Below are 26,648 nucleotides of genomic sequence, written 5' to 3' on the forward strand. Positions count from 1 at the left end.
GTGTCGTGAGGTGGACGAGAAGTCCCGAGACGGACGGATGCATGGCGTGTCCTTTCGTTGGAAGGCGTCATGGCGTGGTGAGCCGCAGGCCCAGCACCCCGGGGTAGAAGGCGAACAGGATCGTCACCGGCAGCACGAAGAACACGACGGGCGCCATCATCGCGATCTCCTTGCGGGCGGCGGTCTCGATGAGCAGGCGCCGACCTGCTTCTCGTACGTCGGCGGCCTGGGCGTGGAGGACGTCGGCCAGCGGGGTGCCGCGCTCCATCGCCACGGTGATGCCGGTGGCGAACCGGGCCACGATCGGCAGCCCGGTGGAGCGGGCGAGCGACTCGAAGGCGGCCCCGACGGGCTCGCCCGTGCGGATCCGGGCGAGCACCTGCGCGAGGTCGTCGGAGAGCGCGCCGTGGCTGCGGCGCACGACGCGGTCGAGCGCCGACACCGGGCTCTCACCGGCGGCGACCGACAGGGCCAGCAGCTCGGCGACCGTCGGGAACTCCACGAGGACCTGTCGCTCGCGGTTCTTGACCTGGGTGCTGAGCCGGTTGTCGCGGAGGAAGACGCCGCACACGAAGCCGAGCACGCAGAAGACCGCGCCGGTGCCGACGCTCCCGACGCCACCGAGCGCCCGCAGCAGGACGACGGCGGCCGCGGCCGCGAAGCCCACCAGCCCCCAGACGACCTGCTCGATCCGGAAGTCCTGGACGGTGCGGTCGAGGCCGGCGCGCTGGAGCCGACGGCGTACGGACGCGGTGCCGCCGAGCACCCGCTCGACCAGGTCGGCGGCCCGGCGCAGCGGCGGGCCGAAGATCCCCGCGACTGCCGAGGTGGGCGCGGGCGTCAGTGGTCGCAGCAGCCCGCCCTCGTCGAGGCGGGGCACGTCGCGGAGGTAGGGCAGCACGCGGACCGACAGCTGCGGCCGGCGCAGCACCGCGATCCGCAGGCCGACGAGGAGCAGGCCCGCGCCGGCGACGGCACCGAGGAGCGCACCCCATACCGTGGTGCTCACGACAGGATCCGCTTCTCGCTCGGCAGCCGGCCGATGCGCATCATCGCCCAGTAGGCGAGCACGCAGACACCGAACCCGATGCCCAGCACGAGGACGCCACCCGGCGAGGCGTACTGCCGGATCGCCGTGGTCTGGAACGACATCAGCAGCAGGACGATCCACGGCGCGGCGACGGCGAGCCGAGCGCCGTTGACGGTCCAGGCCTGCCGTGACTCGAGCTCGGACCGCGTGCGCGCGTCGTCGCGGAGGAAACCGGAGAGGTTGCGCAGCAGGCGGCCGAGATCGCCGCCGCCGACCTCGCGCGCCAGCCGCAACCCCTCGATCACGCGGTCGCCGACGGGGTCGGCGAGCCGGTCCTTGAGCCGGTCGAGGCACTCGCCGAACCGGCCGGTGACCTGGTAGTCGAGGGCGAACTGGGCGAAGTCGGCGCGCAGCGCCTCGGGCCCGTTGGTGCCGAGCGCGGCGACGGCGTCGGGGAGGGAGAGCCCGGCACGCACGGCGCTCGCGAGGTTGTCGACCGCCTCGGGCCACACCTCGGCGAAGTCACGCAGCCGGCGGGCCGCCCGCTGGCGCAGCACGGCGATCGGGAGGTAGGCGGCCATGGCGGCGAACACGACCGCCACCGGGACGGTCCTCGACACAGCCTGCACGAGCGCAAAGGCCACGGCGAACAGGACGAGGCACAACGTCAGCACGCTCGCCGGCGTGACGTCCGCAAGGCCGGCGCGGCCGAGGAGGCGACCCAGCGCCGTCGAGGTCGGTGTCGCGGAGCGCGGCTTGCGCGGCAGGATGAAGGCCGACCAGATCAGCAGCAGGCCGACGCCCACCCCCAGCCCGACGAGCGCGCCCATCAGCGAGCGACCTCCTCGGAGGCGAGCAGCTGGTGGACGTCGATGCCGACCCGCTCGTAGCGCTCGACGCGCGCGGGCACTCCCCCGGTGCGCCGCAGCTCGGCACCGTGCCGGACGAAGATCGGCTCCACCTCGATGACGTCGGCCTCCACCCGCCCCGGCACGGAGACGATCTCGTTGACGCGGCGTACGCCGTCGGCGCCGAGGCCGAGGTGCACCACGAGGTCGACGCTGGTGGCGACCGTGGGCACCACGAAGCGCGCCGAGATGTTGTCACCGGCCAGCAGCGGCAGGGTGCACATCTTGACCAACGCCTCGCGGGCGCTGTTGGCGTGGAGGGTGGCCATGCCCGGCAGGCCGGAGTTGAGGGCGAGCAGGAGGTCGAGGCACTCGGCCGCGCGGACCTCGCCGACCAGGATCCGGCTCGGTCGCATCCGGAGCGCCTCCTTCACGAGGTCGCGCAGCACGATCTCGCCGGTCTGCTCGAGCCCGGCCTGCCGGGTCTGCATCGCGACCCAGTCGGGGTGGGAGAAGCGCAGCTCGAAGACCTCCTCCGCGCTCACCACCCGCTCACCACCGGGCACCGCGGCCGCGAGGCAGTTGAGCATCGTCGTCTTTCCGGCCTGGGTGCCGCCCGCGACGAGGATGTTGAGGCCGGCGCGCACCGACGCCTCGAGGAAGCGCGCCGCCTGGGGCGTCAGGCTGCCCAGCGACACCAGGTCGGACAGCCGGTGGGCGCGGAGCAGGAACTTGCGGATGTTGACCGCGGTGAAGCCGCGGGTGATGCCTTCGAGCACGACGTGGAGGCGGTGCCCCTCGGGCAGCATCGCGTCGACGAACGGGGTCGAGATGTCGATCCGGCGTCCGCTCGACTTCAGCATCCGCTCGACGAGCTCGTTGACCTGCGCCGCGTCGAGCCGGAGGTTGGTCAGCTCGTGGCGCCCGCGGCGGGCGATGAAGACCCGGCTGGGGTCGTTGATCCAGACCTCCTCGACCTCCGGGTCGTCGAGGAAGGGCTGCAGCGGGCCGAAGCCCGACACGCGGGCGACGAGCTCACCCACCATCGCGCTGTCGTCGGCGACGGGTGCGACCGCTCCGGTGAGGCTGAGGTCGTCGTGGTCGCGGACGACGTCCTCGGCGATGCGGCGTACGACGAGGGCCTCGCGCTGCGGGTCGACGCCCTCGCGTCGCACGCGCTCACGCACCTGCAGGTCGAGGCGCTCGACGAGGTCGTCGGCGTGCGGTCGCGTGACGCGATCAACGGCCATGTCGTGCCTGCTTCCCCGAGAAGACCTGCACGAGGGACGCTACCCACGCATACAGCCTCCAAACAGAGGGCCGGTAAAGGTTGTGGAGAACTTCTAGACCCGGCCGCGCAGGATCCGTCGCCAGTAGACCTGCGGCAGCACGTAGCGGTCCACCCACCACGTCACCGCCCGCGGCTCCGTGAGGTCGGGGAACGGCACCGTCGGCTGCGGCCGGCCGTCGCGGTCGACCTCGACGAGCATCAGGCGGTGGCGGGCGGTGGTGATGGGCATGACGGTGTAGCCGTCGTAGTGCGCGAGCGGACGGCCCAGGCGGGCGGCGAGGAGGTTGGGCGCCAGGACGGCGACCTGCTTGCGCAGGGCTCCTCCGGACGGCCGGGTCCGCAGGTCGGCAACGTCGCCGAGGGACCACACGTCGGGGAAGCGGCGGTGGCGCATCGTCAGCGGGTCCACGTCGACCAGTCCGGCCGGGTGCTCGCCCGCCAGCCCGGCGTCGACGACCCACCGGGGCGCGCGGTAGTGCGGCACGACGTGCGCGAGAGCGACGTCGGCGACCACCTCCTCCCCCGCCGGCGTGGCCAGCGTGACGCTGCGGCCGTCGAGCCGGGAGACGGTCGACTCGCGGTGCACGCGGACGTCGTACGACGCCAGCGCCTCCTCGATCCGCCCGTCCGGGCCCGCGAGGCCGAGCGGCGAGGCACCGGGGAGCACCAGGTCCACGTCGATGTCGTCCAGCACACCGGCACGGCGCCAGTGGTCGCAGGCCATGAAGAGCGGCTTGAGCGCGGTCGCGCCGCAGGGCGCCGGCTCCGGGGGCACGGTGAAGACCACCCGCCCGGACTGCAGCCCGCCCAGCGCTGGCCACACCCGCGCGGCGGTGTCGTCGTCGAAGGTCGACGCGGCCCACCCGGCGTCGTACGCCTCGCGAAGGCCGGGGGTGGCGTCCCAGTCCTCGTCGAGGCCAGGGCACACGACCAACGTCCGGCAGGTGAAGCGGCGCCCGGACCGGGTGTCGACGGACATCGCGGAGGGGTCGACCGAGACGACCTCGTCACGCAGCGTCGTGCAGCCCTCCGGCACCACACGATCGGCCGGGCGCGAGAGGGACGACATCGTGGCCTCGCCGCCGCCGACGTAGCTCAGCAGCGGGCGGTAGCGGTGCACCGGTCGCGACTCGATGACGGCGACGTCGGGGGCGCCGTCGCGCAGCAGCCGGGCGGCGAGGGAGGTGCCGGCGTTGCCGCCACCGACGATCAGGACGTCGTGGTGCTGCGGGGTGTCGGACACCCGTCCAAACTAGCCGTCGGGCCTCAGGTGCCGGTCTCGAGCCGGAAGCCGACGCCGCGGATCGCGACGACCTTCTCGCCGGCTGCGGCGGCCTCGAGCTTGCTGCGGAGGCGGCCGATGGTGACGTCGAGGGTCTTGGTCGAGCCGTACCAGTTCTGGTCCCAGACCTCGTTCATCAGCGTCTCGCGCGGCACGACCTTGTCGTGGCTGTTGGCGAGGACGGCCAGGACGTCGAACTCCTTGGCGGTCAGCGCGATCTCGCGGTCGCCGAGGTGCACCCGGCGCGAGGCGGCGTCGATCTTGAGGCCCGAGGAGGTGGTGACCGTGGTGTCGTCCGGAGCCGGCGTGCTGCCGCTGCGCCGCAGGAGGGCGCGGACGCGGGCGAGGAGCTCGGCGAGGCCGAACGGCTTGGCGAGGTAGTCGTCGGCGCCGACGTCGAGGCCGACGACCCGGTCGAGCTCGCCGGCGCGGGCGGTCACCATGATGATGCCGCCGAGGTAGCCGCCCGAGCGCATCTGGCGGCACACGTCGATGCCGTCCATGTCGGGCAGGCCGAGGTCGAGGATCACGACCGCCGGACCCTCTCCCACGGCGAAGGCGACGGCGTCGGCGCCCACGGACACGCGGTTGACCTCGTAGCCCTCACGCTCGAGGGTGCGCATGAGGGGGACGGCGATGTCTTCCTCGTCCTCAACCACCAGCACGTCGTGAGCCATGGCGAGAGCATAGATGCAGGTCCCGACGCACATGGGGCGAATGCAGCGGACATCTGCGCTGGCCACCCACACGGAGGGGTCAGGCCTCGAAGACGTCACCCAGCCGAGCCACCCGCTCCAGCACCTGGTCCATGGTGAGCTGCTCGAGCGCCAGGTCGTCCTCGGCGCCCTCCTCGACCTCGTCCCACGTCAGCGGCGCGGCGGCGGTCGGACGCTCGCGCCCGCGCAGGGAGTAGGGCGAGATCGTGGTCTTGGAGCCGGAGTTCTGCGACCAGTCGAGGAACACCTTGCCGGGCCGCTTGGCCTTCGTCATCACGCTCGTCACCAGGTCGGGGTGCTCCTTCATGAGCTCCTCGGCCACCTCCTTCGCGAGCGCGGTCGTGCCGTCGCTGTCCAGGCTGCCGCGGCCGTCCGGCAGCGGGGCGTACAGGTGCAGGCCCTTGCTGCCACTGAGCACCGGGGTGCAGGTGAGGTCGCGCTCGGCCAGCGCGTCGCGCACCATCAGCGCCACCTGGGCACACTCGTGGAGCCCGGCCGGCTCGCCGGGGTCAAGGTCGATGACGAGGCGGTTGGGGTGGCGCGGCCGGCCCTTGGCGTCGACGGTCCACTGGTGCACGTGCAGCTCGAGCGAGGCGAGGTTGGCCAGCCAGGTCAGGGTGGCGAGGTCGTCGCAGATCGGGAAGCGGATCGTGCCGTCCCCCCTGCCGGAGCGCGAGCCCGTGGTCGACACCTCGTGCGTACGCACCCACGACGGCGTACCGCCCGGCGCGTTCTTCTCGAAGAAGCTCCCCTTCTCCACCCCGTGCGGCCAGCGGATCCGGGTGACCGCGCGGTCCTTCAGGTGCGGAAGGAGCGCCGGCGAGACCTGCGCGTAGTAGTTGAGCACCTCGCCCTTGGTCGTGCCGGTGCGCGGGTAGAGCACCTTGTCGAGGTTGCTGATGGTCAGGGTGCGGCCGTCGACGTCGACCTGGAGCTCGCTCATCGACCGATGCCGATCACCGGCACGCGGGCGGGGTCGAGGAGCCGCACCAGCGAGCGGATGAAGGGTCGCGGGGCGCTCACGCAGCCACCGGTCGCGCCGCGCCCGTTGACGTGGAGGAAGATCCCCGAGCCGCGGTGGCGCACCTGCTCGACGTTGAAGTCGGTGACGATCGACCACTCGTACTGCCGGGGGTAGTCGGTCAGCCGCTCCGAGGAGTTCGGGTCGGACTTCGGCAGCCACCAGCGGAAGCCGCCGTCGCGCTGGTTGCGCAGCTGGTTGTAGAAGTCGGAGGCGTTGTCCTGCACCCAGTGGTCCCCCTTGCGGATCCGGTGGTGCGGCAGCGACGCGCGCGGGTCGGCGGCGTGGGTGCCGAAGGTGGAGATCAGTCCGTAGGTGCCCAGCGGCGTCGTCCCCGATCCCTGCCGTCGTCGGTCGCCGTCGACGAGGCCGCCGTAGCCGGTGCGACCGTCGGACGTGGTCAGCTGCCGCTCCCACCCGTCTGCGGTCAGCCGCCACAGCGAGACCCGGGCGCGCACGCCGCGGGTGTGGTCGACGGTGACGACCTGCGTGGTGCCGGTGCGGAGCTCGACGCGTACGCCGTCGAGGCGGACGACGTCGGCCTGCCGGGCCTCGGCTCCTGCGCCGGTCGGCGCGAGCAGGCCAGTGGCCACGAGCGTCGCCACCACCGTCGACAGCAGCAGTCTCCTCATCCCGGGGTCCCCGCGGCGTTGTTCGGAGGAGCGGAGCGGAGGAGAAGAACGTCGTGGGGTGGTCATGCGAGGTCCTCGGGCGAGAGGTCGTCGCGGACGCCCTGGAACGACGGCTGCCGCAACCGCTCGTAGCCCAGGCCGTGGGTGTCGATGTCGACCACGACCCGCGGCTCGACCCAGAAGGTGCCGGCGGCGTCGATGCGGGGCACCTCGTCGGCGAACGGCGACGCCCCGGCCGCCAGGGGTGCCATCAGGGCGCCCAACCGGGTGCTGGTCGCTCCGGCGATGCCGCTGCCCACGCGGCCGCGATAGAGCAGGCCGTCGGGGGTCTGCTCGCCGACGAGCAGCGACGCCAGCCGGTCCGTCGTACCCGTCTGCGGACGCCAGCCGCCGACGACGAACGACCCGCGGTGGCGGTGGGCCAGCTTGCGCCAGTCCTCGCTGCGGGCGTCGAATCGGTAGCGCGAGCCGCGACGCTTGCTCACCACGCCCTCGAGCCCCTGCTGCAGGGTGGCGTCGAACAGCATGTCGCCGTCGTCGTACGCCGCCGGGACCTGCCACTTCGAGTCGCCGAGAGGAAGCCGCTCGAGCAGCGCGCGCCGCTCCTCCAGCGGGCGGGCGGTGAGGTCCTCGCCGTCGAGGCGGAGCAGGTCGAAGACCATGAGGGTCGCGGGCACGGACGTGACCAGGCGCGCGACCTCGCGGGCGTTGCGGACGTGCATGCGGTGCTGCAGCACCCGGAAGTCGGGGACGCCGCGCTCGTTGAGGGCGATCACCTCGCCGTCGACCATCAGGTCGCGGTCGCCGAGCGGCGGCGCGGCGAGGTCGGGCCAGGCGGGGGTGACGTCGTTGTCGTTGCGGCTGGACATGCGTACGACGCCGTCGCGAGCGTCGACGAGCACGCGCACGCCGTCCCACTTGACCTCGTGCAGCCACTGCGCGCCGGTCGGGACGCGGTCGGTCTTGCTGGCGAGCATCGGGCGCACGCGAGCAGTCTGGCACCCGCCGCTCCGCAGCCGCGGCACCCGCCGAGGGGAGACGGCTGTCGGCGGCGACGGCTATCGTCGGCTCATGCGTGCGATCTGGAAGGGTGCCGTCTCCTTCGGCCTGGTCAGTGTCCCGGTCAAGCTCTATGCCGCAACCGAGAGCCACGACGTGTCGTTCCGTCAGGTGCACGCCAAGGACGGCGGCCGCATCAAGTACCAGCGCGTCTGCTCGCTCGACGGCGAGGAGGTGGCCTACGCCGACATCGCGAAGGGCTACGAGACCGAGGACGGCGAGATGGTCATCCTCACCGACGACGACATGTCGCAGCTGCCGTCGACGTCGTCGCGGGAGATCGCGGTGGAGAAGTTCGTGCCCCGCGAGCAGATCGACCCGCTGCTCTTCGAGAAGTCCTACTACCTCGAGCCCGAGGGCGCCGGCGCCAAGCCCTACGCACTCCTGCGCCAGGCGCTGAAGGACGCCGACCGGATGGCGGTGGTCACCGTCGCGCTGCGCCAGCGCACCACGATCGCGGTGCTGCGGGTCCGCGAGACCGAGGCCGGCGAGGTCATCGTGCTCCAGACGATGATGTGGCCCGACGAGGTGCGCGTGCCCGACTTCAAGGTCGAGGTCGACGACGCCAAGCCGCAAGAGGTCAAGATGGCCCACATGCTCGTCGAGACGCTGGCCGGCGACTTCGACGCGAGCGAGTTCGAGGACGACTACGCCGGCGCCGTCGACCAGCTCGTGAAGTCCAAGATCGAGGGCGGCGAGATCAAGCGCACCGAGACCTCCACCAAGACCTCCGGCGAGGTCGTCGACCTGCTCGCCGCGCTCCAGAAGTCGGTGGCGGCCGCGAAGACCGCGCGGGGCGAGGCCGACGCGGACGACGACTCCGACGACGAGAGGCCGGCGAAGAAGACCACCGCCAAGAAGTCCGCGGCGAAGAAGGCTCCCGCGAAGAAGACGGCTGCCAAGAAGTCGACGGCCAAGAGGACCGCGACCAAGAAGACCGCTGCGAAGAAGCAGGCCAAGAAGGCCAGCTGAGCCTCGTCCGCCGCTCGGTCGAGCGGTGAGTGAGACACGTTCCGGGCGCCCAGAACCTGCGTCACTCACCGCCAGCGGCGACCTGAGCCGGTCGCCCGTCAGGAGGCGTGAGCGACCGGCGTACGACCCGTGAGCTCGCGCAGCCGGGCGCCGACCTCGGCGGCGACCGCGACCGCGAGGTCCCTCCGCGACTCGTCGTCGACCTCGGGCACCACGTGCTGGACCACGCCGTCGGCGAGGAGGTCCGCGGCCCGCACCCGCTGGCGCGCGGCCATCTCGGCCGCGTGGGCGGTGTCGCCGTGCACGATCAGGCTCGCGCCCTCCGGCGGGAGCGGGGAGAGCCAGGCGTGCTCGGTCGCGATGACCGTCCGGGCTGGGAGGAACGCCAGCGCCCCTCCCCCGCAGCCCTGCCCGAGGATCACCGAGACCGTCGGCACCGTCATCGTCGTGAGGGTCGCGATGCAGCGGGCGATCTCGCCGGCGATGGCGCGCTCCTCCGCCTCGGGCGACAGCTCGGCACCGGGGGTGTCGATGACGCTGACCAGCGGCAGCCCGAGCTCCTGGGCCAGCCGCATGCCCCGTCGCGCCTCGCGCAGCGCGCCGGGTCCCATGGCGTGCCCGGGCACCTGCCGGGAGCGGTCCTGGCCGATGACGACGCACGGCTGGTCGTCGAGCCGGGTCAGCGCGACGAGGACGGTCGAGTCGCGCTCGCCCTCGTCGGTGCCGCGCAGCTGCAACGTGCCGGTGGCGCCATGGGCGAGCAGGTCGCGCACGCCCACCCGGTCCGTACGACGCGTCCGCTCGACGCTGTCCCAGGCGGTGTGGTCGCCGACCGGGCGCGAGGCGCGCAGCGGCAACCGGCCCGAGCCGGGTCCGTCGACCAGCACCGCGAGGGCGCTGTCGACCATGGCGGGCAGGTCCTCGGCGGCCACGACCCCGTCGATGACACCGGCGGCGGCGAGGTTCTCCGCGACCTGGACGCCCGGTCGGAACGGCCGCCCGTTGAGGCCGGCGTAGACCTTGGGGCCGAGGAAGCCCACCAGCGCGCCGGGCTCCGCGACGGTCACGTGGCCGAGCGAGCCCCACGAGGCGTACACGCCGCCGGTCGTGGGGTGGCGCAGGTGGACGAGGTAGGGCAGGCCTGCGGCGCGGTGGTCCATCAGCGCGCGGGAGATCTCGACCATCCGCACGAAGGCGGGCGTGCCCTCCTGCATGCGGGTGCCGCCCGACGCGGTGCTGGCCAGCAGCGGCAGCCCCTCGGCGGTCGCCCGGCGCACGGCCGCGGTGATGCGGTCCGCGGCGGCGCGTCCGATGGAGCCGGCGAGGAAGCGGAACTCGTTGACGACGACCGCTACCGGCCGACCGCGGACCTCGCCACGCCCGGTCAGCACCGACTCGTCGGTGCCGGCCTTTGCTGCTGCGGCCTCGAGGGCGGCGCGGTAGTCGGCGTCGGCGTAGGACAGGTCGATGGGCTCGTCCCACGAGGCGAAGGTGCCCTCGTCGAGCACCAGGTCGAGCAGCTCGTGCGCGGTCCAGCGCTTCGGCGTCGTCTGCTGGGTCACGCTCCGCCACCTCCGACCCAGGCGCGGATCGCGTCGGCGTGCTGGTCGAGCAGCGGCGGCGCGACGTGGTCGCGGCGGGTGACCTCGGTGCCCTCGGCGTCGAAGAACCGCAGCGGCGGGCCGGGGAGCGTGATGCCGCCGAGCGTCGGGTGCTCGACGTCGACCAGCAGCCCCTGGCTGGCGACCTGGTCCCACTCGTAGACCTCGTCGAGGGTGCGCACCTTGCCCGCCGGCACGCCCACCTCGGCGAGCCGGGCCAGCAGCGGCTCGGCGTCCCAGTCGGCGAACGCCTGCTCGACGACCTCGATGACCTGCTCGCGGCGGCCGACCCGCTCGCCGTTGGTGGCCATGCCCTCCGCGTCCGGGTCGAGCCCGAAGCCGGCGCAGAACTTCTTCCACAGGCCCTCGCTGCCGAGGGCGATCTGCACGGCACCGTCGCGGCAGTGGAACAGCCCGTAGGGCGCGATCGACGGATGGTGGTTGCCCTGCGCGCGCCCGACCTCGCCGGCCACGGTCCAGCGGGTGCCCTGGAAGGCGTGGACGCCGACGACGGACGCCAGCAGCGACGTACGCACGACCGTGCCCGTGCCGGTGCGCTCCCGCTCGTGGAGCGCGGCAAGCACGCCGTAGGCGCCGTACATGCCGGACAGCAGGTCCGCGATGGGTACGCCGACCCGCTGCGGGTCGTCGGGTCCGGATCCCGTCAGCGACATCAGGCCGGCCTCGCCCTGCGCGATCTGGTCGTAGCCGGCGCGGCCGCCCTCGGGCCCGTCGTGGCCGAACCCGGTGATCGAGAGGACGACGAGGCGCGGGTTGCGGCGCATCAGCTCCTCGATGCCGAGGCCGAGCCGCTCGAGGACGCCGGTGCGGAAGTTCTCGACGAGCACGTCGGCGCGCTCGACCAGCCCGACCAGCACGTCCTTGTCGGACTCGTCCTTGAGGTCGAGGGCGATCGACTCCTTGTTGCGGTTGGTGCACAGGAAGTACGTCGACTGCCGGGCGTCGGGCTCGCCGACGAACGGCGGGCCCCAGCCGCGGGTGTCGTCGCCGCTGCCCGGCGCCTCCACCTTGATCACGCGGGCGCCGAGGTCACCCAGCATCTGGGTGGCGTGCGGCCCCGCGAGCGCGCGGGTCAGGTCGACGACGAGGAGGTCGGCGAGGGGTCCGGTCGCGGATCCGGTCGTGAATTCGGTCATGTCGGTGTTCACCATCCGGGGAGGACGAGGGCGGCCCAGACGAGCAGCGGCCCGGCCAGGGTGACGATCACGGCGTAGGTCAGGATCTGCTTGTAGTAGACCGGCTCCTCGATCGTGTCGGGCTTGTTGGCGAGCATCAGCGCACCGTTGGTGGAGAAGGGGCTGACGTCGACGATGGTCGAGGAGACGGCGAGGGCTGCGACGAACATCGCCGCGTTGATGCCGCCGTCGGCGATGAGCGGGACGGCGATCGGGATGATCACCGGCAGCAGCGCGGTCGACGAGGCGAACGCGGAGACGACACCGCCGACGTAGCAGAGGACCAGCGCGCCGATGGCGGCGACTCCGAGGCCGGCGGCCCAGTTGCCGACGAACTCCGGCGACCCGGCGGTCGTCAGGATCGTCGCGTAGGTGCTGACACCCGCGACCAGCAGCACGGTGGGCCAGGCAATCTGCTTGACCGCGTCCTTGTGCTCGTTGGGCGCGAGCATCGCCAGGATGACGGCGGCGGTGATGGAGACGAAACCGATGTTCTTGTCGAAGATGAGTGCCACGAGCGCGACGGCGACGAACGCGACCAGGGTCAGGATCTGGTCGTGACGGACGCCGACGGCCCGGGTGCCGGTCGTCGTCGTGGCTCCGGTGCCGCGGGCCGGCACAGTGGCGCCGCCGCGGTGCAGGTCCTCGTCGAGGGTGTCGGGGTCGTCGGGGTCGATCCGCATCGCCATCAGCTTGCGGCCACCGAGGACGACGAAGAGGATCGCCGCCATGATGGTGTTGACGATCAGGCTGGCGAGGAAGACGGTGATCTCGCTCGACGGCAGCCCGGCGTCCTCCATGACGGAGTTGGTGATGACGCCGTAGATGCTGATCGGCGAGAAGCCGCCGGCCTGGGCACCGTGCACCACGAACATGCCCATCATCAGCGGGCTGATCCCGTAGCGACCGGCGAAGCCGAGGGCGATGGGACCGATGATCGCGCAGGCGGCCGGGCTGACCGCGCCGATGCCCGTCAGCACTGCGGTCACCGCGAACATCACCCAGGGGATCAGAGCCACGCGTCCGCCGACGGCCCTGACCGCCGTGCGCACGATGAGGTCGACCGTGCCGTTGTTGCGCGCGATGGCGAACAGGTAGGTGACACCGATCAGCGTGAGGATCAGGTCGCCGCTGACTCCGGCGATGATCTCCTTCTCGTCGAGGTCGAGGGAGTACATGCCCACGAACCACGCGGCCACGTAGGCCAGCGCTCCCATGTTGATCGGCAGCACGGTGCCGACCACGAACAGCGCGACGAGCGCGATGATCGCAATCCATTCCGGACCCATAACGGTCACCTTCCGAGTGAAGGCCGGCACGGCGGGGTCGCGGGGGGTGGCCCTCGTCACAATGCTGGCTCAGTGGCCTAGCCAATAGGACAATGAGCCGATCGTCAATAGGCTGGTGCCATGTCCGAGTCGTCGTCCTTCCCGCCGCGCCTGCTCCGCACGCGTCTCTACGAGCAGGTGGCCGGGCAGATCTCGTCGTGGATCGACGACAACGGGCTGCGGGCCGGCGACAAGCTCCCGCCCGAGCGCGAGCTCGCGCAGCGCCTCGGCGTCAGCCGCGCCACCCTGAGCCAGGCGCTCGTGGCGCTCGAGGTGGTCGGCGTGGTCGAGGTACGCCACGGCGACGGCACCGTCGTGACCGCGCGCCACCAGAAGTCGAGCCGCATCGTCGAGGCGATCCGCAGCCACGCCGACCGGCTGCCCGAGGTCATCGAGACCCGCGACGCGCTCGAGACCAAGATCGCCTCGCTCGCCGCCGTACGACGCACCGACGATGACCTCGCCCGCATCGACGACGCCCTCGCCTTCATGGCCGCCGACATCGAGGCCGGCGGCCGCGGCGTGGAGGGCGACGAGCGCTTCCACGGCGCCGTCACCGCCGCCTCCCACTCCCTCCTGCTCGCCCGGCTGATGGACGAGATCGGCGACCTGATCAAGGAGACCCGGCTCGAGTCGCTCGGCCAGCCCGGCCGACCGCAGGACTCCCTGGCCGGGCACCGCGCGATCGCCGAGGCGATCCGCGCCGGCGACCCGGCCGCGGCGGCGGAGGCGATGCACGCCCACGTCGCGATGGTCAGCGACGTCGCCATCATCCGCGAGGCGCAGTGACCTCACTCGAGGCGCTCCTGGTGCTCGCCACCGGGTTCGGCGCCGGCGTGCTCTCGTCCACGGTCGGGGTGGCGTCTCTGCTGAGCTTCCCCGTGCTGGTCGCCATCGGCCTCCCGCCCGTCGTGGCCAACGTGTCCAACACCCTGGGCCTGATCCCGGGCGGCCTGAGTGGCGTCCTCGGCTACCGCACCGAGGTCCGCGAGGCGGGCCCGATCGCCCGGACGATCGTCCTCGTCTGTGCCCTCGGGGCCGTCGTCGGCGCGGCCCTTCTGCTCGGGCTGCCGCCGGGCGTCTTCGAGGCGATCGTCCCCTACCTCATCCTCTTCACCTGCCTGCTCGTCGGCGTGCAGCCCCGCATCGCAAGGTGGCTGCGGGCCCGCCACGAGGTGCGGCACGGCGTCGCGCTGGCCGAGCGTCGGCACATGTCCCCCGCGACCACTGCGTTCGCCACGATCACGGGCGTCTACGGCGGCTACTTCGGTGCGGGCGCGGGCGTGATGATGGTGGCCGTCCTCGGCATCGGCACCGACCTCGAGCTGCGCATCGTCAACGGCCTGAAGACCCTGTCGCTGATGGTCGGCAACGTCGTCGCCGGCCTGATCTTCATCGTGGTGGCCGACCCCCGCTGGGACGTCGTGGTGCTGCTCGCGGCCGGCTCGCTGGTGGGTGGCTACGTCGGCGCCCGCATCGGCCGCAAGCTCCCGGACGCGGTCTTCCGGTGGGCGGTCGTGGCGGCGGGTGTCGTCGCCGCGCTACTGCTCTTCTGACCGGTCGGGCTCCAGGAGCGACCTCGCCCACAGGTCTCAGGACAGCAGGCCGCGCACCACCCGCAGACCGACGGACAGGCGGGCCAGCTCGGCGGTCTCCTCGCGGCAGATCTCCTCGAGCGTCGACGCCGCGCGGCCCACCAGCTCCTCGTCGGCGTCCTCCCAGGCGGCCACGCGAGCGGGCGCCGAGTCGGCGGCGTCGGTGGAGCCGAGGACCTGGGCGGTCAGCTGCTGGTGGACGCCGTAGAGGTCGTCGCGCACCGCGGCCCGCGCCATGGTCTGCCACCGGTCGTCGCGGGGCAGGGCGAAGATCCGCTCGACGAGCGCCGGCAGGCCGAGCCGCTCCCCGAGCGCGAAGTGGACCCGGGCCACGTCGACGGGGTCGAGGCCGAGTCGGTCGGCCGTCTCGACGATGCCGAGCAGGGCGTAGGCGGACGCCAGGACCGCGATGCGGGAGGCGAGGTCACCGGGCACGCCCTGGTCGCTGAGCCGCTTCTCGCGGCCGCGGTAGTCGTCGAGCTCGCGCCCGCTCATGATGCCGGGCAGCTCGGCCATGACCCGCTGGACAGGACCGCGGAAGAACTCGACCGTCGCGCCCGAGTCGAGCGGCGGTCGCCGGTTGGTGACCAGCCAGCGCGACGCGCGCTCCACCAAGGTGCGCATCTCGATGCGCATCCGGGTCTGGCGCTCGGCCGGCACCTGGTTGTCGAGCGCCGAGATCTCGTGCCGCAGCGGCAGCGATCCGAAGATCTCGCGGGCGACAAAGTTGGCTCGCGTCAGGTCGGCCGGGGAGGCTCCGGTCTCGCCCTGAAGGCGGGGCCAGAACGTCATGCCGGCACCGTTGACGAGGTCGTTGACCACCTGGGTCACGATGATCTCGCGCCGCAGCGGGTGGTCCTCGATGGCTGCCTCGAGGTCGGGCTTCATCCGGCTCGGGAAGTAGGCGAGCAGGTCCTCGCGCAGGTAGGGGTCGTCGGGCAGGTCGGACTCGACGAGCTCCTCGGCGAGCACGATCTTGGTCCAGGCCAGCAGCACCGAGAGCTCGGGGGTCGACAGCGCCTGCTTGCGGTCCAGGCGGCGCCGTACCTGGCGGGTGCTGGGCAGTCCCTCCAGCTCGCGGTTGAGCACGCCGCGCTTCTCCAGCGCGCGCATCCAGTCCTCGTGCACGTGCAGCAGCGACGGCGCGTGGGCCTGGGCGTTGGCGAGCGCGAGGTTCTGCTCGTAGTTGTCGCGCAGGACGAGCAGGCCGACCTCCTCGGTCATCTCGGCCAGGAGCTCGTTGCGGGCGTCCTCACCCATCGCCCCCGACCGCACGACGCGGTCGAGCAGGATCTTGATGTTGACCTCGTGGTCGGAGGTGTCGACACCGGCGGAGTTGTCGATGAAGTCGGTATTGATCCGGCCGCCGTCGCCGCCAGCACCGAACCGGGCGTACTCGACCCGCCCGAGCTGGGTGAAGCCGAGGTTGCCGCCCTCTCCGACGCACCGGGCGCGCAGGTCCTCGCCATTCACGCGGATCGCGTCGTTGGCCTTGTCGCCGGCGTCGGCGTTGGTCTCCTCCGACGACTTCACGTAAGTGCCGATGCCGCCGTTCCAGAGCAGGTCGACCGGCGCGACCAGGATCGCCTTCATCAGCTCGGCGGGCGTCAGCGAGGTGACGCTGTCGGCGAGCCCGAGGACCTCGCGCACCTGGGCCGACACCTGGATCGACTTGGCCGAGCGCGACCAGACCCCTCCGCCCTCGGAGATGAGGGAGGAGTCGTAGTCCTTCCAGCTCGACCTCGGCAGGTCGAAGAGCCGGCGCCGCTCGGCGTACGACGACGCGGCGTCGGGCGAGGGGTCGATGAAGATGTCGCGGTGGTCGAAGGCCGCCACCAGCCGGGTGTGCTCGGAGCAGAGCAGGCCGTTGCCGAAGACGTCGCCGGACATGTCGCCGATGCCGACCGCGGTGAAGTCCTCGGCCTGGCAGTCGATGCCCATCTCGCGGAAGTGCCGCTGCACCGAGACCCAGGCGCCCTTGGCGGTGATGCCCATCGCCTTGTGGTCGTAGCCGACCGAGCCGCCGGAGGCGAACGCGTCGCCCAGCCAGAAGCCGTAGTCCTTGGCCACGCCGTTGGCGATGTCGGAGAACGTCGCAGTGCCCTTGTCGGCGGCGACGACGAGGTAGGTGTCGTCACCGTCGTGCCGCACGACCTCGCGCGCCGGCACCGTGACGCCGTCGACGAGGTTGTCGGTGATGTCGAGCAGGCCGGAGATGAAGGTCTTGTAGCAGGCGACGCCCTCGGCCAGCCACGCGTCGCGGTCGGAGGGGTCGGGGAGCTGCTTGCAGAAGAACGCGCCCTTCGCGCCGACCGGCACGATGACGGTGTTCTTCACCATCTGCGCCTTGACCAGTCCGAGCACCTCGGTGCGGAAGTCGTCGCGTCGGTCCGACCAGCGCAGGCCGCCGCGCGCCACCGCGCCGAAGCGCAGGTGGGAGCCCTCGACGCGGGGGCTGTAGACGAAGATCTCGAAGCGTGGGCGCGGCTCGGGCAGGTCGGGGATGGCCGACGGCTCGAGCTTGAAGGAGATGTAGGGGTGCACCTCGCCGTCGGCCGAGCGCTGGAAGAAGTTGGTGCGCAGCGTCGCCCGGACCAGCGTGCGGTAGGAGCGCAGGATGCGGTCGTGGTCGAGGCTGACGACGTCGTCGAGGGCCTTGGCGAGCCGCTCCTCGACCGCCTCCACCTTGGCCACCCGCGCCTCGGCGTCGTGCTCCAGCGAGCGGTCGTCGCGACCGGGGTCGAAGCGCGACTCGAAGAGCTCGACCAGCAGCCGGGTGATGTCGACGTTGCTGCGGAGCGCCTCCTCGATGTAGTCGAGGGCGAAGGGCGAGTTGCCCTGCTTGAGGTACTTGGCGTACGCCCGCAGCACGGTGGCCTGGCGCCACGTCAGCCCGGCGGCGAGGACCAGCTGGTTGAAGCCGTCGATCTCGTTGTAGCCGTCCCACACCGCGCGCAGCGCCTCGGCGAACAGGGTTCGCTCGCGGGGCGCCAGCGTCCGGCCGTGGCGCAGGCCGAACTCATAGATGAAGGAGGGTCGGGCGAGCCCGGTGAGCTCGTACGGGCGCTCGTCGACGACCTCGACGCCCATCGACGTGAGCATCGGCAGCATCGCGCTCAGCGACAACGGCTCACCGACGCGGAAGACCTTGAGCCGCGACTCGCCGCGTCGGTAGTGGCCGCCGCGCTCGTCCTGGTCGAACAGCGCGAGGTCGATGCCCACCTCGCCCGGGATGGCCTCGATCCGGCCGAGGTCAGCCGATCCGCGCTGCGGCTGGTAGTCCTCCTTGTATGCCTCGGGGAAGGCGTTGGCCCAGGCCCGCGCCAGCCTCGACCCCTCGTCGACCCCGTGCTCGCTCACGACGGCGGCCACGAAGTCGTCGCGCCACGACCGCGACGCCTCCGTGAGCCGTCGCTCGAGCTCGGCGACGTCGATCTCGGCGATCTGGCCGCCCTTGGGCGGGTGGACCACGAAGTGCACGTGGGCGGTCGTGGACTCGTTGACCCGAGCGGTGAACTCGACGTGCTCGCCGCCGAGGTCCTCGGTGAGGATGGCAGCGAACCGCTCGCGCACCGCGGTGCTGTAGCGGTCGCGGGGCAGGTAGACGAGGACGGAGACGTAGCGGCCGTAGGTGTCGCGACGCACGAACGCCCGCAGCTGGCGACGCTCACGGGCGCTCATCACGTCCTGCGCGACCGGCGCCAGCTCGTCGGGCGAGGTGTGGAACAGCTCGTCGCGCGGGTAGTTCTCCAGTGTGTCCATCAGCGCCTTGCCGGCGTGGCTGCGCGCGTCGAAGCCCGCGTGGCGCATGACCTCGGTGACCTTCTCGCGCAGCACCGGGATGCGGGTGACCGACTCGGTGTAGGCGGCGCTGGAGAACAGGCCGAGGAAGCGGCGCTCGCCGACGACCTCGCCGTCGGGGCCGAACGTCTTGACGCCGACGTAGTCGAGGTACGCCGGGCGGTGCACGGTGGAGCGCGAGTTGGCCTTCGCCAGCACGAGCAGCTTCTTCTCGCGGGCCTTGGCCTTCACCAGCGGGGGCAGCTTGGCGAAGGAGGCGGACAGGTCCTGGTCGTGGCGCAGGATGCCGAGGCCGGAGCCCGGGAGGGCGCGCAGGCCGCACTCCTCGGGCGCTCCTTCCTCCGCCTCGAGCTGGTACTCGCGGTAGCCGAGGAAGGTGAAGTGGTCGTCGGCCAGCCAGGTGAGGAAGTCACGGCCCTGGCGCAGCTCCTCGGCCGCGAGCGGCGGCGGGTCCTGGTCGAGCTCGTCGACCACGGCGAGGGCCTGGGCGTGCATCTTCTCCCAGTCCTCGACGGACTCGCGCACGTCGCGCAGCACCCGCTGGAGAGCGTCGGTGATCTCGGCCGCCTCGTCGTCGTCGGTCCGGTCGATCTCGACGTGCATCCACGACTCGGCGCCCTCCGGGGCGGACGGTTGGGTCTCGGACTGGACGGCGGCCCAGGCGCCTCCCCGCGCCTCGTGGGCGTGCACGTGCTGGAGCTCGCCGGTGATGTCGCGCTCGACGGCGAACTGCGGGTGGATGATCGCGTGCACGTTGTGCCCGAGCCGGTTGAGCTCCATCGTCACCGAGTCGACGAGGAACGGCATGTCGTCGGTGACCACCTCGACGACCGATCGACCCGACGCCGACCAGCCCGCGTCGGCGATCGTCGGGGTCACGACGCGGACGGCAGCGGTGCCCTGCGGGCGGGAGGAGGCGAGCTCGCGGTGGGAGGCGACGGCACCCAACAGGTCCTCCGGGGACCGCTCGGCGACCTCCTCGGGAGCGACGTGGCGGTAGTAGGCGCGCACGAGGTCGCCCCACTCCGGACGTGCCGCCGTCGCTGCGTCGAGCTGCTGGTCCTTGGTCTCCTCGGGAGTCGCCACACTCCGACACTAGGACCCCCACTGTGACCGTCACAACACGGGTCGGTACCCGGCGGTCACCTCGCCCGTCGGGGCGTGGGAGGGGTGCCGGTCCTCGCCCCCGGCGACCCCGTCGGCCATGATGTCGGCACCGGTCGGGGCGTCCGCCCCGGCCGCTCGGACGAGCACCCCGGAGGACCCTGGATGGGCAAGCGCGTGGTCAAGGAGCTCACCTACGACGCCTCGCTCGAGGAGGTGGCGGCGATGCTCACCGACCGGACCTTCCGCGAGCTCGTGCTCGAGCGGATGCGCGTCGTGCGCGGCAGCGTCACCGTCGAGGGCGGCGTCGTCACGATCGAGCAGGTGCAGTCGTCCTCCGGCCTGCCGTCGTTCGCGACCAAGCTCGTCGGCGACGAGATCAGGATCGTGCAGGTCGAGTCGTGGCGCACGACCGAGCACGCCGACGTCGAGATCGCCATCCCCGGCAAGCCGGGCGAGATGTCCGGCACCGCGACGCTGGTCGAGGCGGGCGGGCGCACCACCGAGCGCGTCGACCTCGAGGTGACCGTCCGGCTGCCGCTGGTCGGCGGCAAGATCGAGGGCCTCGTCGCCGACATGCTGGGCAAGGCGCTCGACACCGAGCACCGCACCGGCGTGGAGTGGCTCGCCTCTCGATGACCGCGCTGCTCGCGGAGTCCTGCGACGCGCTCGTGAGACTGGACGTGCCCGTCTTCAGCCGAGGTGCTCGTCGTCCTCGCCGCGCCGGCGCCAGATCACCAGGCCGAGCACCAGGAAGGGACCGAACGCAAGCAGCAGCGTGAGCGCCTGCTCGTAGGGGTGCAGCGCCCCCATGTGCCACAGGGGGCGGAGCGGGAGGACGGGGGCGAGCACGCCCCCATCCTCCCCCATCAGCTCAGGCGTCCGGACGTCAGCCCTGGTGCGGGTAGTGGTGGTCCTTCGGAGGCACGAAGGTCTCCTTGATCGACCGCGGCGAGGTCCAGCGCAGCAGGTTGACCGCGGCGCCGGCCTTGTCGTTGGTGCCGGACGCACGACCGCCGCCGAAGGGCTGCTGGCCGACGACGGCACCGGTGGGCTTGTCGTTGATGTAGAAGTTGCCCGCGGCGAAGCGCAGCGTCTTGCGCGCCCACGCGATGGCCGCACGGTCCTGCGAGATGATCGCGCCGGTCAGGGCGTAGGGGGCGAACGACTCCATCTGCTCCACGACCTTCTCGAAGCGCGCGTCGTCGTAGACGTGCACGGCGAGGATCGGGCCGAAGTACTCGTCGGCGAAGATCTGGTCGGTCGGGTCCGTGGACTCGATGATCGTCGGCCGGACGAAGTAGCCGACCGAGTCGTCGGTCTGGCCGCCGGCGATCACGGTGAGGTGCTTCTGCCGCTTGGCGCGCGCGATCGCGGCCTTGTGCTTGGCGAACGCCCGGTCGTCGATCACGGCGCCCATGAAGTTGGTGAAGTCGGTGACGTCACCCATCGCGAGCGCCTCGGTGTCGGCGATCAGCTGGTCCTTGATCTTCGCCCAGACCGACTTCGGCACGTAGGCACGCGAGGCGGCCGAGCACTTCTGGCCCTGGAACTCGAAGGCACCACGGATCATCGCCGTGCGCAGCACGTCGGGGTCGGCCGACGGGTGGGCGACGATGAAGTCCTTGCCGCCGGTCTCGCCCACGATGCGCGGGTAGGAGCGGTAGCCGGTGATGTTCTCCCCCACCGTGCGCCACAGGTGCTGGAACGTCGGGGTCGAGCCGGTGAAGTGGATGCCCGCGAGGTCCCGGTGGCCGAGCGCCACCTTCGACACCTCGAGGCCGTCACCGGGGAGCATGTTGATGACGCCGGGCGGCATGCCGGCCTCCTCCAGCAGCTCCATCGTCAGCGACGCGGCCAGCTGCTGGGTCGGCGACGGCTTCCAGATCACCGTGTTGCCCATCAGCGCCGGAGCGGTGGGCAGGTTGCCCGCGATCGCGGTGAAGTTGAACGGCGTGATCGCGTAGACGAAGCCCTCGAGCGGGCGGTGGTCGGTGCGGTTCCAGATGCCGGGGCTGTTGGCGATCGGCTGGTCGGTGAGGATCTGCTTGGCGTAGTGGACGTTGAAGCGCCAGAAGTCGATCAGCTCGCACGCAGCGTCGATCTCGGCCTGGAACGCCGTCTTCGACTGGCCCAGCATCGTCGCGGCGTTCAGCGTCTGGCGCCACGGGCCGGCGAGCAGGTCGGCGGCCTTGAGGATGATCGCGCAGCGCTCGTCGAAGGGCATCGCCCGCCAGGCCGGCGCGGCGTCGTTGGCGGCCTTCACCGCGGCCTCGGCGTCCTTGACCGTGGAGTTCTTCAAGGTGCCGAGCACGTGGGCGTGGTCGTGCGGCTGGACGACCTTCATCTCCGCGCCACCGCCGTTGCGACGCTTGCCGCCGATCACGGCACGGAACGACTGCTGCTTCTTCTCCAGCCGGGCCAGCTCGGTGACGAGGGTCTCCCGCTCCGCGCTGCCAGGGGCGTACGTCAGGTTCGGCTCGTTGGTGGGAGCCGGAGGAAAGGTGATCGCGTCCATGCGGCTGATGGTGTCAGACCCGCCTGCACGCCTCAAAGTGCCGGATCAGGGGACACGATCACGGGGAGTCGAGAAGGTCACCGATCTCCTGGGTGGCCCACCACGCCAGGTCGTCGTCGGCGTCCGCGTCGTCCTCGCTGTCGACGTGCACCGCGACCACGTCGCGCCAGCGGACCGGGCCGTCGGCCGCGGAGGTCTCGGCGACCACGACGACACGACGGCGCCGACCGTCGGGCAGGCCGGCCACCAGCTCGGCGGACGCGTCCGCGGCGGTCATCAGCGCGACGTACTCGCTCTCCTCGCCGTCGTCCGGGGCGAGGACCGGGTCGACGACGCGCGGGCCGTCGGCCGCCCAGTCCTCGGCCAGGGTCGGCAGGGACGACGGGAGGTAGCGGCGGGTCACGTCTTCTCCTTCGCGGCTGCGCCCTTGCGTCCGCGCGGGGCGCGCGGCCGGGTGTCGGAGGCCGAGTCCTTCAGCTCGTCGAGCGCCTCGAGCAGGCACTGGCGGAGCACGTCGGCGTCGGGCACGGCGTCGCGGTCGGTCGTGATGCCGTAGAACACCCCGCCGTCGTACGACGTCACGCCGATGGCGAGCGGGTGGTCGGGCAGCAGCGGGTGGACGGGGTAGGACTCGAGCATCCGGGCACCGTCGGCGTAGAGCGGGAACTGCGGCCCCGGCACGTTGGTGACGGACACGTGGAAGCCGCGGCGCAGCTCGGCCGTGGCCAACCGCGCCCCCAGTGCGTGGAACGTCGTCGGGGCGAACCCGGCGATCCCGGAGAGCCGACGGGCCGAGACGTTGCGGCCGTTGTCGCGGTGCGCGCGCAGGTCGTAGCTGACCTGGTGCAGGCGTACGACCGGGCTGGGCTCGCCGATCGGCAGGTGCACGAGGTGCCCGGTGATCTGGCTGCCGAGCGACGTCGGCTCGAGCTCGTCGTCGATGACCGACATCGGCACGATCGCCTTGATGGTCCGCAGCCCGCCCAGCGACTCGGCACGCGCCATCAGCCAGCCGCGGAGCCCGCCGGCGATCGTGGCGAGGATGACGTCGTTGACCGTGCCACCGTGCACCTCGCGGATCGCGCGGTAGTCGGAGAGCTCGGTGTGCGCCGTGACGAACCGCCGCTGCTGCGAGAGCCGGCGGTGCACCGGCGTGGAGTGCACCGGGCCGCGTCCGGCGAGGGCGTTGGCGACCTCGGCGACCCGGGCGCCCGAGGCCGAGGCGGCACGGCCGAGCGACTCGGCGTTGGCGCGGGTGGTCATCCAGAGCGTGCGGGGGCTCTCGAGGCTGTCCGTGACCGCGGTGAGGGCCGCCGCGACGGGCCCGGACGGGCGGCCCGGGCGCCAGTCGTCGTCGTGCCCGAGGGTCGACCGGTCCGGGGAGGTGTCGAGCAGCACCTGACCGATGTCGACGGTCTCGCGGCCGTCGACCAGGATCTGGTGGCTCTTGGTCAGCAGCGCGATGTGGCCGTGCTCGAGGCCCTCCACGAAGTAGCACTCCCACAGCGGACGGCTCCGGTCGAGCGGCCGGGACGCGATGCGCGCGACGAGCTCGCGCAGCTGGTCCATCGAACCCGGACGCGGCAGCGCGGAGCGTCGTACGTGGTAGCCGAGGTCGAACCCCTCGTCGTCCACCCAGGCCGGGTTGGCCAGCCGCCCCGGCACCAGCTGCAGGCGCTGCCGGTAGCGCGGGACGAAGGCGATCCGGTCGGCGATCAGCTGCACGAGCCGGTCGTGGTCGAAGCCGGACTCCCCCGGGTCGAAGATCTCCACCGTCGCGTTGTGCATGGGCGTCGTGGGGGACTCTGCGGCCAGGATGGCCAGGTCCCGCGGCCGGAGCCGCTCACTCATCTGATGCCCTCTCGTCGACGATCTTGTCCCGCATGGGATTCTGGCAGAGGTAGTGACCCGGCGGGTGCCGTGGCTGCTGCCTGCCCGTGCAGCTGCAGAAGGAGATCCTCGTGTCCGGTCGCGTCGTCACGCGCCTCGCCCCCCTCGTCCTCGTCCTGGCCGCCTCGCTCAGCGCCTGCGGAGGAGACGGGGACACCGACCCGCCGGCCACCGACCAGAGCTCCAGCTCCTCCCCTTCCGACTCCCCCTCCGACTCGGGGTCCACCAGCACGGGCGGCGGCGCTGCTGTCACCGTGACGCGCGAGGGCGACTCGTTCACCCCCAACGGGGAGCGCGTCGAGCTGGGGGTCGACCAGACCCTGGTGCTGACGATCGAGGCCGACCAGGCCGGTGAGCTCCACGTGCACAGCACGCCCGAGCAGGAGATCGCCTACGACGCGGGCACCTCGGAGCACGAGATCGTCATCGACCGTCCGGGCGTCGTCGAGGTGGAGAGCCACGAGCCCGACGTGATCCTGCTCCAGCTCGAAGTCCGGTGACGCCGCTCGCCGTCGGCGGCTCGATCTCGGCCCACGGCCTCGGCGGCGCCAAGGACCTGCCGATCCCGTCGGAGCTGGCGATCGCGGGTGCCGTCGCCGCCCTGGTCGTCTCCTTCACCGTGCTGGCGGTGGCGTGGCGCGAGCCGCGCTACGACGCGGCGACCAGCGGTCGCCCGGCCCCTGGGTGGCTGGACCGCATCGTGTCGTCGCGCGCGCTGGCGATCGGCGCCCGCGTGCTGGGGATGGCGTTCTTCCTCTACGTCGCCGCGGCCGCGGTGTTCGGCGAGGACACGCTGATCAACCCGTTCCTCGGCACCTTCTACGTGATCCTGTGGGTCGGCCTCGTGCCGGCGTCGCTGCTGCTCGGGCCGGTGTTCCGCGCGATCAGCCCGGCACGCACGATCAGCATGCTGTTCGGGAAGATCTCCGGCGTCCCCGAGGGCGAGGGCCTGTACGTCTACCCCGCCCGCCTCGGCTACTGGCCTGCCGCGGCCGGTCTGTTCGCCTTCGTCTGGCTCGAGCTGGTCTACCCCTACTCCACCGACGTCGGGCCCGTCCGGCTCTGGTGCGCGGCCTACCTCGGCATCATGTTCATCGGATCCGCGCTGTGGGGCACGACGTTCCTGGCCCGCGCCGACCCGTTCGAGGTCTACTCCTCGCTGGTCGCCAAGCTGTCCATCTGGGGGCGGCGCGACGGCGCGCTGGTGCTGCGCAGCCCGCTCGCCAACCTCGACACCGTCGTCCCGCGTCCCGGGCTCGTCATGGTGGTCGGCGTGCTGTTCGGCAGCACCGCGTTCGACTCCTTCCGGGAGTCGACGCCCTGGCTCAAGCTCGTGCAGTCGATGTCGACGTCACGGGTGTGGCCCGACACCCTCGCCCTCATCGGCTTCTCGGCCGGCGTCGCGCTGGTGCTGACCGTCGCCACCATGGCGACGGGCGTCAGGAGCGACATCCCGCGCCGGACGCTGCCCAACCAGTTCGCGCACTCGGTGATCCCGATCATCGTGGGCTACATCGTGGCCCACTACCTGACCTACTTCGTCGAGTACGGCCAGCAGACGCTCATCCAGCTCAGCGACCCGTTCAGCCGGGGCGACAACTACCTCGGCACGGCGGACCTGCAGGTCAACTACTGGCTCTCGGCCCACCCGACGTTCCTCGCGGTGAGCAAGGTCGCGGCGGTCACGCTGGGCCACGTCGTCGGCGTGGTGGCGGCCCACGACCGTGCGATCAAGCTGCTGCCGCGACGGCACCAGCTCACCGGTCAGCTGCCGCTGCTGGTGGCGATGGTCTTCTTCACCGTGGGAGGTCTGTACCTGCTGTTCGCCGCATGACGGAGCGCTGGGACGGGACCGCCCCGTAGGGCCACCCGGCCGGCAGCTCGGCGGTGACCTCGATGATGTCGCACGAGCCGCGGTAGTCGATCACGTCGGCAGGGTCGCGCCAGCCGACGAAGATGACCCGGTCGGCGTTCCCGACGCCACCCAGGGTCGGGTCGTCGCAGTGGATCTTGTCCTGCTGGCCGTCGGGGAGCACGTAGATCGTGTCGTTGCCCTGCTCGGTGAAGACCTTGTCGGCACCGGGGCCGAGGAAGACGATGTCGTCGCCCTCGTCGCCCTTGATCTTGACGTCGTTGCCCTCGCCGTCGATCAGCACGTCGTTGCCCGGACCGCCCTGGATCGCACCGTCGTCCCCGGGGCCGGCGTCGATGTAGTCGTTGCCGTCGTTGCCGATGTGCTTGTCGATGCCGTCCCCGCCGAAGAGCCGGTCGTCGCCCTCACCGCCGCCGACGAGGTCGTTGCCGCCCTCGCCGTAGACGATGTCGTTGCCGGCGCCGGCGGTCAGCTTGTCGGTGCCCTCGCCGCCATAGATGACGTCGTCGCCCTGGCCGCCGTCGATGGAGTCGTTGCCGAGCCCGCCCGAGCCCCAGTCGTTGCCGGGCTGCAGGGTGATCCAGTCGTCGCCGTCGTCGCCGCTGACGGTGTCGTGGCCGTTGCCGGCGTAGACCTTGTCGTTGCCGCCCCGAGCCGTCACCTTGTCCTGACCACCGATGGCCATGATCTTGTCGGCGCGGTTCTTGCCCATGATGGTGTCGTCGCCGGTGGTGCCCTGGAACAGCTTGGCCGACGCCGGCGAAGCGGCCAGGACGACGGCCAGACTGGAGATGGCGGCGATGCGGTAGTGACGTGACATTTAGGTTCTCCCTCGGAATCAGAACCCAAATTACGTCAAATCTTGATGGTTTTCAGAATTTTGACATCTTG

The 26,648-nt window shown here is 71.7% G+C and carries 24 protein-coding genes; 6 read left to right on the forward strand and 18 right to left on the reverse strand.

Features of this window, described 5'->3' with window-relative positions; genetic code table 11:
* Nucleotides 1-67: 67 nt before the first annotated feature.
* The 8 genes from AC1DP1_RS01695 to ligD (AC1DP1_RS01730) all read right to left on the reverse strand — a co-directional run bounded on the left by AC1DP1_RS01695 (nt 68) and on the right by ligD (AC1DP1_RS01730) (nt 7,797).
* Nucleotides 68-1,009 carry a type II secretion system F family protein gene (locus AC1DP1_RS01695; protein ID WP_477505360.1) on the reverse strand — a complete coding sequence of 314 codons (942 nt, stop codon included), beginning with the start codon at nt 1,007-1,009 and terminating at the stop codon, nt 68-70.
* Complete coding sequence (locus AC1DP1_RS01700) at nt 1,006-1,860, reverse strand: type II secretion system F family protein (protein WP_477505361.1); 855 nt, start codon at nt 1,858-1,860, stop codon at nt 1,006-1,008. The genes AC1DP1_RS01695 and AC1DP1_RS01700 overlap by 4 nt, the downstream gene beginning before the upstream one ends.
* Nucleotides 1,860-3,128, reverse strand: coding sequence for a CpaF family protein (locus AC1DP1_RS01705; protein WP_477505362.1), 1,269 nt, complete (start codon nt 3,126-3,128; stop codon nt 1,860-1,862). The genes AC1DP1_RS01700 and AC1DP1_RS01705 overlap by 1 nt, the downstream gene beginning before the upstream one ends.
* A gap of 93 nt (nt 3,129-3,221) precedes the next feature.
* Complete coding sequence (locus AC1DP1_RS01710; protein ID WP_477505363.1) at nt 3,222-4,412, reverse strand: NAD(P)/FAD-dependent oxidoreductase; 1,191 nt, start codon at nt 4,410-4,412, stop codon at nt 3,222-3,224.
* 23 nt (nt 4,413-4,435) lie between these two features.
* Nucleotides 4,436-5,128 carry a response regulator transcription factor gene (locus AC1DP1_RS01715; protein ID WP_191196348.1) on the reverse strand — a complete coding sequence of 231 codons (693 nt, stop codon included), beginning with the start codon at nt 5,126-5,128 and terminating at the stop codon, nt 4,436-4,438.
* Nucleotides 5,129-5,207: 79 nt separating this feature from the next.
* Nucleotides 5,208-6,110 carry a non-homologous end-joining DNA ligase gene (gene ligD / locus AC1DP1_RS01720; protein WP_477505364.1) on the reverse strand — a complete coding sequence of 301 codons (903 nt, stop codon included), beginning with the start codon at nt 6,108-6,110 and terminating at the stop codon, nt 5,208-5,210.
* Nucleotides 6,107-6,820, reverse strand: coding sequence for a L,D-transpeptidase family protein (locus AC1DP1_RS01725; protein ID WP_477505365.1), 714 nt, complete (start codon nt 6,818-6,820; stop codon nt 6,107-6,109). The genes ligD (AC1DP1_RS01720) and AC1DP1_RS01725 overlap by 4 nt, the downstream gene beginning before the upstream one ends.
* Nucleotides 6,821-6,882: 62 nt before the next feature.
* Nucleotides 6,883-7,797 (reverse strand): non-homologous end-joining DNA ligase, encoded by a 915-nt coding sequence (gene ligD, locus AC1DP1_RS01730; RefSeq protein WP_477505683.1) that lies wholly within the window; start codon nt 7,795-7,797, stop codon nt 6,883-6,885.
* Nucleotides 7,798-7,891: 94 nt separating this feature from the next.
* Here ligD (AC1DP1_RS01730) and ku point away from each other — a divergent pair, with 94 nt between their 5' ends.
* Nucleotides 7,892-8,851 (forward strand): non-homologous end joining protein Ku, encoded by a 960-nt coding sequence (gene ku, locus AC1DP1_RS01735; RefSeq protein ID WP_477505366.1) that lies wholly within the window; start codon nt 7,892-7,894, stop codon nt 8,849-8,851.
* 98 nt (nt 8,852-8,949) lie between these two features.
* Here the strand turns inward: ku and AC1DP1_RS01740 are convergent, their stop codons facing one another.
* The 3 genes from AC1DP1_RS01740 to AC1DP1_RS01750 are packed head-to-tail and all read right to left on the reverse strand — an operon-like array spanning nt 8,950 to nt 12,937.
* Nucleotides 8,950-10,413 (reverse strand): carboxyl transferase domain-containing protein, encoded by a 1,464-nt coding sequence (locus tag AC1DP1_RS01740; protein ID WP_477505367.1) that lies wholly within the window; start codon nt 10,411-10,413, stop codon nt 8,950-8,952.
* On the reverse strand, nt 10,410-11,609 hold the full coding sequence (locus AC1DP1_RS01745; RefSeq protein ID WP_477505368.1) for a CaiB/BaiF CoA transferase family protein: 1,200 nt from the start codon (nt 11,607-11,609) through the stop codon (nt 10,410-10,412). The genes AC1DP1_RS01740 and AC1DP1_RS01745 overlap by 4 nt, the downstream gene beginning before the upstream one ends.
* Before the next feature lie 8 nt (nt 11,610-11,617).
* Entirely contained in the window at nt 11,618-12,937 is a 1,320-nt protein-coding gene (locus AC1DP1_RS01750) for an SLC13 family permease (RefSeq protein WP_477505369.1), read from the reverse strand.
* Between the two features lie 120 nt (nt 12,938-13,057).
* Between AC1DP1_RS01750 and AC1DP1_RS01755 the strand changes: the two genes are divergently transcribed.
* Together AC1DP1_RS01755 and AC1DP1_RS01760 are read left to right on the forward strand one after the other, a co-directional pair.
* A complete protein-coding gene (locus AC1DP1_RS01755) occupies nt 13,058-13,765 on the forward strand; it encodes a FadR/GntR family transcriptional regulator (protein ID WP_477505370.1) in 708 nt (235 codons plus the stop codon).
* On the forward strand, nt 13,762-14,532 hold the full coding sequence (locus tag AC1DP1_RS01760; protein ID WP_477505371.1) for a sulfite exporter TauE/SafE family protein: 771 nt from the start codon (nt 13,762-13,764) through the stop codon (nt 14,530-14,532). Before AC1DP1_RS01755 ends, AC1DP1_RS01760 begins: the two co-directional genes overlap by 4 nt.
* A 36-nt stretch (nt 14,533-14,568) precedes the next feature.
* Here AC1DP1_RS01760 and AC1DP1_RS01765 read toward each other — a convergent pair whose 3' ends face one another.
* Together AC1DP1_RS01765 and AC1DP1_RS01770 are read right to left on the reverse strand one after the other, a co-directional pair.
* On the reverse strand, nt 14,569-19,458 hold the full coding sequence (locus AC1DP1_RS01765; RefSeq protein WP_477505372.1) for an NAD-glutamate dehydrogenase: 4,890 nt from the start codon (nt 19,456-19,458) through the stop codon (nt 14,569-14,571).
* A gap of 30 nt (nt 19,459-19,488) precedes the next feature.
* Nucleotides 19,489-19,626 carry a hypothetical protein gene (locus tag AC1DP1_RS01770; RefSeq protein ID WP_477505373.1) on the reverse strand — a complete coding sequence of 46 codons (138 nt, stop codon included), beginning with the start codon at nt 19,624-19,626 and terminating at the stop codon, nt 19,489-19,491.
* 15 nt (nt 19,627-19,641) lie between these two features.
* Between AC1DP1_RS01770 and AC1DP1_RS01775 the strand changes: the two genes are divergently transcribed.
* Nucleotides 19,642-20,115: a DUF2505 domain-containing protein gene (locus tag AC1DP1_RS01775; RefSeq protein WP_477505374.1), complete on the forward strand. Its 474-nt coding sequence runs from the start codon at nt 19,642-19,644 to the stop codon at nt 20,113-20,115.
* 54 nt (nt 20,116-20,169) lie between these two features.
* Here AC1DP1_RS01775 and AC1DP1_RS01780 read toward each other — a convergent pair whose 3' ends face one another.
* Genes AC1DP1_RS01780 through AC1DP1_RS01795 form a run of 4 tightly spaced genes read right to left on the reverse strand, consistent with a single transcriptional unit; the run spans nt 20,170 to nt 23,845 of the window.
* Nucleotides 20,170-20,328 (reverse strand): hypothetical protein, encoded by a 159-nt coding sequence (locus AC1DP1_RS01780; protein WP_477505375.1) that lies wholly within the window; start codon nt 20,326-20,328, stop codon nt 20,170-20,172.
* A gap of 37 nt (nt 20,329-20,365) precedes the next feature.
* A complete protein-coding gene (gene pruA / locus AC1DP1_RS01785) occupies nt 20,366-21,994 on the reverse strand; it encodes an L-glutamate gamma-semialdehyde dehydrogenase (RefSeq protein ID WP_477505376.1) in 1,629 nt (542 codons plus the stop codon).
* 58 nt (nt 21,995-22,052) lie between these two features.
* A complete protein-coding gene (locus AC1DP1_RS01790; RefSeq protein WP_457184671.1) occupies nt 22,053-22,397 on the reverse strand; it encodes a DUF6912 family protein in 345 nt (114 codons plus the stop codon).
* Nucleotides 22,394-23,845, reverse strand: coding sequence for a WS/DGAT/MGAT family O-acyltransferase (locus AC1DP1_RS01795; protein WP_457184672.1), 1,452 nt, complete (start codon nt 23,843-23,845; stop codon nt 22,394-22,396). Before AC1DP1_RS01795 ends, AC1DP1_RS01790 begins: the two co-directional genes overlap by 4 nt.
* Nucleotides 23,846-23,931: 86 nt before the next feature.
* Here AC1DP1_RS01795 and AC1DP1_RS01800 point away from each other — a divergent pair, with 86 nt between their 5' ends.
* Both AC1DP1_RS01800 and AC1DP1_RS01805 read left to right on the forward strand, forming a co-directional pair.
* Complete coding sequence (locus tag AC1DP1_RS01800; RefSeq protein ID WP_477505377.1) at nt 23,932-24,384, forward strand: hypothetical protein; 453 nt, start codon at nt 23,932-23,934, stop codon at nt 24,382-24,384.
* Nucleotides 24,381-25,718: a hypothetical protein gene (locus tag AC1DP1_RS01805; protein WP_477505378.1), complete on the forward strand. Its 1,338-nt coding sequence runs from the start codon at nt 24,381-24,383 to the stop codon at nt 25,716-25,718. Before AC1DP1_RS01800 ends, AC1DP1_RS01805 begins: the two co-directional genes overlap by 4 nt.
* Here the strand turns inward: AC1DP1_RS01805 and AC1DP1_RS01810 are convergent.
* On the reverse strand, nt 25,681-26,577 hold the full coding sequence (locus AC1DP1_RS01810; protein WP_477505379.1) for a calcium-binding protein: 897 nt from the start codon (nt 26,575-26,577) through the stop codon (nt 25,681-25,683). The two genes, AC1DP1_RS01805 and AC1DP1_RS01810, sit on opposite strands and share 38 nt — an antisense overlap.
* Nucleotides 26,578-26,648 lie beyond the last annotated feature (71 nt).

The sequence above is a fragment of the Nocardioides sp. P4_G10 genome (assembly GCF_056401175.1).